Raw genomic sequence first — 6,842 nt, forward strand, 5'->3', positions numbered from 1 at the left:
AATACAATCATTATCAATATCCGGGATTCGGTTCAAGGTTCGGATTCGAAATCATTTCCTTGCCCGGTATAGGCAATACCAACTGGTAATCTTTCAGTCCGAGCATTGTCTTTGCCTTATTCGTACGTATGAGGTCATAATATCTGAAACCTTCAGCAAGCAGTTCCTTCCGGCGTTCGTCCAGGATATATTCAATAAATTCGTCTTCGTCTTTCGGATTTACGGCATCCAACCCGCGTTCTTTCCGCAAGTCGTTCAGCCGTCCCAAGCCCTTGGAGAGTCCTTGCGCTTCCGCACTTATCAGGTACATTTCGGCCAGGCGGCTCATTACTACGGGGTCAGTACCGGTCTGTCCGCTCGGATATTTATTGATGCAAGGTTCGGCTCCCACATTAATAATGGAAACTTCTTTCCGTTTATCCTTGTCGTCATACATATTCATCACGTCGTTAGTGGGACGATAGACATAGCTGCCATGATTGGGATGGGCATACGTATAGAATAAGGTGGAAATGGTGATATTCGATTCTTCAGCCAGACATTGGAAAGAAAAAATAACTTCCGTGTTGGTCTTTCCCCGGAATATCTTGTCGAAACTATCCAGTTTGTATTTTCCATCCTTTATCAGACCTTCCGCCAGTGCAGCCGCTTCCGTCTTTTTACCACGTTCGAGCATTACACGGGCTTTCAGTGCAAGGGCGGCATCGCGGGATACATAGTAACAACTGGAAGAAGTACCCAGAAAAGCAAGGGCTGTTTCAAGTTCTTCCTCAATAAATATCCAGACAGCTTCTTCCGAATCACGGAAAGGCTTGTCCATTGTATTCACTCTTTGGATAGGCACACCACCCCAGCGTGTCACCAGTGAATGATAGATATATGCCCTGAAATAATGCGCTTCTCCGATAATCAGGTTACGCAGGTCGGATTCGGGAAGGTCTTCTACGATGGAGATAACATTATTCACTTGATATAACGCATTATAATAGCCGTTCCAACTATTAGCGACTATTGAATTCAGTGAAGAAAGTACAGAGTTTATCAAGTCCCTTGCATTTCCTGTACTTTGAGTCAAATCTCCGCCCAATATATCAAAGGTGATGTATGACTCGCGTGCCGGAGAGTTTTGCACTTTATTGTACATTCCCATGCGTAAAGCCGATAAATCTTTTGGCGTCACACTTCCCGGCGATACGGCAGAATGAGATTCAATATCCAGCATACCGCTGCATGAAGTCCACAACAAACATCCGAGAAATATATAAATAATCTTTTTCATCATTGTGAGCGTTTATGATTAGAAACTAAGGTTTATTCCGAAATTGACCGAACGGGAAGGCGGCACTCCATACAAATCGACGCCAAAGTATTGCGGGTCCATGTTCTTACTCACTTCAGGGTCCCAACCGGAGTATTTGGAGAACAGCAACAGGTTGTCCCCTTGCACATAAAGGCGCAGACCTTTCAACCGAATCTTTTGTAACATTACCTGCGGGAATGTATAGCTGAACGTGAGAGAACGCAGGCGGATGAAAGAGCCGTCTTCAAGGAAACGGGTGGAGTTTTTGCTGTTATGCCCACACAGCGTATTGACTGCACGCGGATATTTATTAGAACTTCCCGGAGCCGTCCAACGATTCTTGGCGACATCTTCCGTAATAGCCATGCGGTATCCGGGACGGGTCGCGGTAACCGCCCATTCGGCATACACATCATTTCCGTACATATACGTAAAGAACACATCCAGTTGGAAACCTTTGTATTTGAAAGTATTGTTCCATCCACCGAAGAAATCGGGATTGGAAGAACCGGTCAGTACACGGTCGTTATCATTGATAATACCATTATTATCCACGTCATGATATTTCACGTCACCGGCACGTACACCCAGGTCATACAACGGTTGCGGCACTTCACCGTCATATTGGTAGAGTCCGTCCATCCGGAACAGGTAGAAAGCTCCCAGTTCCGCACCTACTTTCAAGGCACGGTTAGCACCTATCGGAAGCAAGTCGTCTCCCAGCAGTTTAGTCAGTTTGTTCTTGTTGTGGGAGATGTTGAAAGAGGAAGTCCAGTTGACTTTCCCTATATTCAGATGGCCGTTGATGGAAAATTCCACACCGTAGTTCCGCATGGAACCGATATTGCTGGTGATACTGGTGAAACCGCTTGTTCCGTGCAAAGGCATTGAATAAAGAAGATTGTTCGTATTCTTCAGATAAATATCGGCAATCATATTCAGCTTGCCGTTCCAAAAGCCCAGGTCGAAACCGAAGTCGTACTGGTCGGCAGTTTCCCATGTCAGTTTGTTGTTTCCCATGCTGGTGACAGCCATACCGCTATTATTGCCGTAGTTGATGCCGCCGGACATCAACGGTTGCCAGGCATAGTTGCCGATTCCATCCTGATTTCCGGTCTTGCCATAACTCAAGCGGAACTTCAAGTCTGTTTGAGGGAATTTCCAGAAAGATTCTTTTGATACATTCCAACCTAAAGAGACAGAGGGGAAATACCCGTAACGGTCGGAAGGGGCAAAACGGGATGAACCGTCTGAACGCATGGTCACATTCAAGATGTAACGGTCTAAATAAGACAGGTTGATACGTCCGAAGTAAGACTCCATGGCAAACTCGGAGATACCACCCGAAGCATTATAGATTTCGGAAGCCGTGCCGACCGTATCGAATACCGGAGAAGGAAAACCGCGTCCGTCGATAGAAGACGTACGGGTGGACATCTTCTGGAAAGAATGTCCCAACATCAAACCCGCTTCAAAATCGCCGAACTTATCATTATAGTTGAATACATTCTCAATCAATAAGTTCTTCACCAAGCGGTTGTACTCAACAATACGTCCGCCACCCGCTCCATAAGGATGATTCTCATTGTAGTACACATAGTCATACGTATATCCGATGTCGGTGCTGACTGAGTTTTTCAAACTGAACTTCTTGTATTTCAAGTCTGCATTGAACGTTCCTAAATAACGGTAGGTATCAATATAGGATACTTCTTCATTCAGAATCTGAAGCGGATTGTGCCGTGCCAGTTCGTCGGTTCCACCTAAGTAATAGTCACCGTTCGGTTTGTACGGACGGTCGAAAGGGCGTTGCTCTACGGCACGGGCTACGATGGTAGAACCGATATTGGCGCCCGGCACACGGTTGTTCTTCAGATAATTACCGCTGACATTGGCGCCTACTTCCAACCAGGAAGTCATTTCATGACTAATCTTCGCTTTTAGGTTGATTTTGGTTATATCATTGGTCTTGATTATACCTTCCTGATAATTGTAGTTGGCTCCAACATAGAACTTGGTTTTCTTGCTTCCGCCGGAGAAGGATAAGTCCACATTGTAAGAATGTCCCACCTGAGTAATCAAATCCAGCCAATCCGTATCGGGCAATCCCTGGAAAGGGTTGGAGATAGGAACCACATAGCCTGCAGAACCTACGGTATAGCCATTCTGACGATTATAACGTTCGACTCCATCGTTGTAGGTTTCTACATACAAATCGGAATCCGCATATTTGATGCGTCCCTTATTGGCGAATTTGGAGATTCCCGTACTGACATTCAAACGAATATCCGAACGACCTTCCTTACCGGATTTGGTTGTAATCACCACCACGCCATTCGTTGCCCGCGAACCGTAAATAGCTGCCGAAGCGGCATCTTTCAAAACTTCGATAGATTCGATGTCCGTCAGATTCAATACTGCCATCGAACTCAAATCTTCACCCATATTGAATAAGGAAGCGTTACTGTTGAGGATGGGTATTCCGTCCACCACATACAGAGGTTCGTTGCTGGCACTCAAAGAAGCGGCACCGCGGATACTCATTCGTTCGGAACTTCCCAGGTTGCCGGAACCGGTCGATACCGTGACACCCGCTACACGTCCCTGTAGCAATTCACTCGGTGTCAACACCGGACGCATATTCGATTCTGTCGGTTTGAAAGAACTGATTGCATTGGTCACCAATGCCTTTCGCTGTGTTCCATATCCCACTACGACGACTTCATTCAATGCTTTTGAATCTTCGTCCAACGTCACATTGATGGTCTGTTGTGTCTTCACCGGATATTCCATGCTCTTATATCCGAGGAATGAAAAGACCAAGACAGCATTATCGGGAACTTCAAGACTGTATTTACCATTTATATCAGTAATTGTACCGATGGTAGTACCCTTAACCGACACATTGCATCCTACAATGACTTCGCCCGAATATTCCTTCACCAAGCCGGTTATTCTTTTCTTGTGCTGCACAGAGCTTTGCACTTCAGCTTGTTTTTTCGTAAGGATGATGTGTTTCCCTTCCATCGTATAGGAGAACTCCGTACCTTTCAATGCATCCAGCAGCAGACTTGCCACTGTCCCATTCTGAGTGGAAATGGTTACTTTCCGTTTCAGACTAACTTCACGTTCATTGTAAATAAACAAATAGTCTGTTTGCTTTTCAATCTGCCTGATGATTTCGGCGAATGTTGCGGTTCCTTTATTCATCGTAACTTTCTGATTCTGAGAAAAGCCGTCCAGGGCATACGTCTCAAAAATGATGAATAACAGGAAAAAGACAGTTAACCTCATAATTCTTAAAATTTGAGTACAGTGTGTTTTTCTATGGACAATACGCCCACACCAAAGATTATTTTTCATATCTTTGCCTAGAGTTATTAAGTTAATACATAAAGATTTGTAACAGATATCGAGTCTTTTTTATTGACTTCTCACATATCGGTAAGTGTTGCAGCATTTACCGATATTTCTGTTTTGAAAGGGCTGGTTCTCTTGCTCTCATTCCGGGTGTTTCTTTTTTAGATTAAATACTAGGGTTAATTTAATAGATAATTATCTGATTTTTCTCATCGTCCTGTATATAGTTGAATTTGACGTACTTCTGCAATACCTTCATCACGTGCTTGATTCCTTCTTTCTGACGGAACTTACCGGTACACGAGCGGGAAGCGATTTCCTCATTCTTATTAATAATCTTCACTTCATAATATTGCTCCAATTTCCTGAAGACTGTTTCCAGTGGTTCATCCTTGAAGGAATAGATACCCATTCTCCACAAGAAATCATTGTCCGATGAGAAAGTCTCCTTGTAGAGTTTTCCATCTTTAGCTTCTACCTTTTCATGAGGTTTCAAGGTCACTTCATGTTGTGTATCGGGCTGATATATGGTAACTTTACCTTCAATCAAAGATGTCTCGAATAAACCGGAGTTTGGGTAGGCAGAGACATTGAAGGTGGTTCCCAATACTCTAATATCGTATTTCTCCGTTTCTACAATGAAAGGATGCTTCTCGTTATGTGCCACTTCGAAATATCCCTCTCCTTCCAGAACCACTTTCCTTTCTTTGGAACGAAATCCGGTTGCCGGATATTTCAAGGTAGAGTTGGAGTTCAGCCAAACAGTTGTTCCGTCAGCCAAGACCAGACTAGCCCTCTGTCCTGCCGGGACGGCCATAATTTGCATTTCGGCAGAATGCTCTATCCGGTATTCCTGATATTCCTTATGGATAATAAAAGCAATCATGGCAACGACCGCCGCTATCTTCATAGATGTCCAGAGGTAACGCATCACAGGTTTCTTCTTCTCTGTTTTTTCTGCCTGTAAGTTTCCATTCCATATAGTGGCATTGTAGACACGGTGCAGTTGCATCAACTGTTCCCGATTATCTTCGCTCTCCTTCATCCAGCGTATCACTTCCTTTTTTTCTTCGGGAAGTGCGTCACCTGCAATATATTTATTCAATAGTTTCGCGTCCATACCTTTTCTTAGGTTTATATATAAGCTCTTTGTGGGCTTACATATATAAGACACGCCACTTGCAAAGTTCACTAGTGGGAAAAATAAAAAAAGTGCGTTTTTAACCGTTTATTTGTTCCTCGGTGCCGAAGGGTACCTTCCCCGGTGCCGAAGGGTGCCTTCCCCGGTGCCGGAGGAGTGCTTCACCGGTGGACAACTTTATTAGAAAAATAATAAGGTATAAAGATAGTCTTTCAGGTTCTTTCTCAATTGTTGCAGCGCTTTACTAATATGATAATCGGCTCCTTTCAGTGTGACATCCAGCGCTTCGGCAATCTCCTTCACCGATTTATTCTCATACCGGCTCATCATAAATGCTTTTCTTGTCTTTTCCGGTAATCCGTTCAAAGTACGGTTCACAATATCAGTTATTTCTTCAGAGAAAAGTTGGTTCGGGTCGGAAGAGTCCAAAGAAGCGATGCGGAAATCAAGTTCGTAGAGTTCATCCGCCAATATACTTTCACGGGCTTCCATTCGCAGATGTTCATTTCGCAGATGATTTAATGCCTGGTTCTTTACTACGGTCATCAGGAAAGCACGGATGTTTTTCACATCTTCGGTTTTCATCGTAGTCCATAAAGTTATCATGGCTTCGGAAGCTATATCTTTGGATAACATTTCGTCATGGAGATAAGACTTGGCAAATAAGAAGCAACGTTGATAATACTCCATATAGATATTATCAAATGTCATTCCAGTGTTTATAGTATCATCCAGTCTTCCCATTTTGTGGATTTCTCTCCTTGTTTTTATATTGGTTAGTGAAGCAAAGATAACCAAAAGAAGTTAGCTGCCAAAAAGCAGTATAGAAAAGTAAAACCATAAAGAAAAAAAAGTCCGGATGCCACTACATTTCTATTGCAAAAAAGTCCTCATCCATACTTCACTGAAATATTTTCGTAGTATCTGCCTTTCACTTCCCGTTTTTTTCGTACTTTTACCCCTCGTTGGAAAGAAGTGCCTTTCTGACCCTTGAGAACAGAAAAAGAAAAAACAATATATAAAATGAATCACAAATGGAAT

General features: G+C 43.5%; 4 protein-coding genes. All 4 read right to left on the reverse strand.

What is annotated here, in order from left to right; translation table 11 throughout:
• Nucleotides 1–13: 13 nt before the first annotated feature.
• The 4 genes from RDN93_RS12110 to RDN93_RS12125 all read right to left on the reverse strand — a co-directional run bounded on the left by RDN93_RS12110 (nucleotide 14) and on the right by RDN93_RS12125 (nucleotide 6,512).
• Nucleotides 14–1,282, reverse strand: a complete 1,269-nt coding sequence (locus tag RDN93_RS12110; protein ID WP_308745776.1) for a RagB/SusD family nutrient uptake outer membrane protein — start codon at nucleotides 1,280–1,282, stop codon at nucleotides 14–16.
• Between the two features lie 15 nt (nucleotides 1,283–1,297).
• Nucleotides 1,298–4,510, reverse strand: coding sequence for a TonB-dependent receptor (locus tag RDN93_RS12115; RefSeq protein ID WP_308745779.1), 3,213 nt, complete (start codon nucleotides 4,508–4,510; stop codon nucleotides 1,298–1,300).
• A gap of 334 nt (nucleotides 4,511–4,844) precedes the next feature.
• Nucleotides 4,845–5,780 carry a FecR family protein gene (locus tag RDN93_RS12120; protein ID WP_308745777.1) on the reverse strand — a complete coding sequence of 312 codons (936 nt, stop codon included), beginning with the start codon at nucleotides 5,778–5,780 and terminating at the stop codon, nucleotides 4,845–4,847.
• 201 nt (nucleotides 5,781–5,981) lie between these two features.
• Entirely contained in the window at nucleotides 5,982–6,512 is a 531-nt protein-coding gene (locus RDN93_RS12125; RefSeq protein WP_374047407.1) for an RNA polymerase sigma-70 factor, read from the reverse strand.
• Nucleotides 6,513–6,842 lie beyond the last annotated feature (330 nt).

It is taken from the genome of uncultured Bacteroides sp. (assembly GCF_902491285.1).
In the GTDB taxonomy this organism is placed as follows: domain Bacteria; phylum Bacteroidota; class Bacteroidia; order Bacteroidales; family Bacteroidaceae; genus Bacteroides.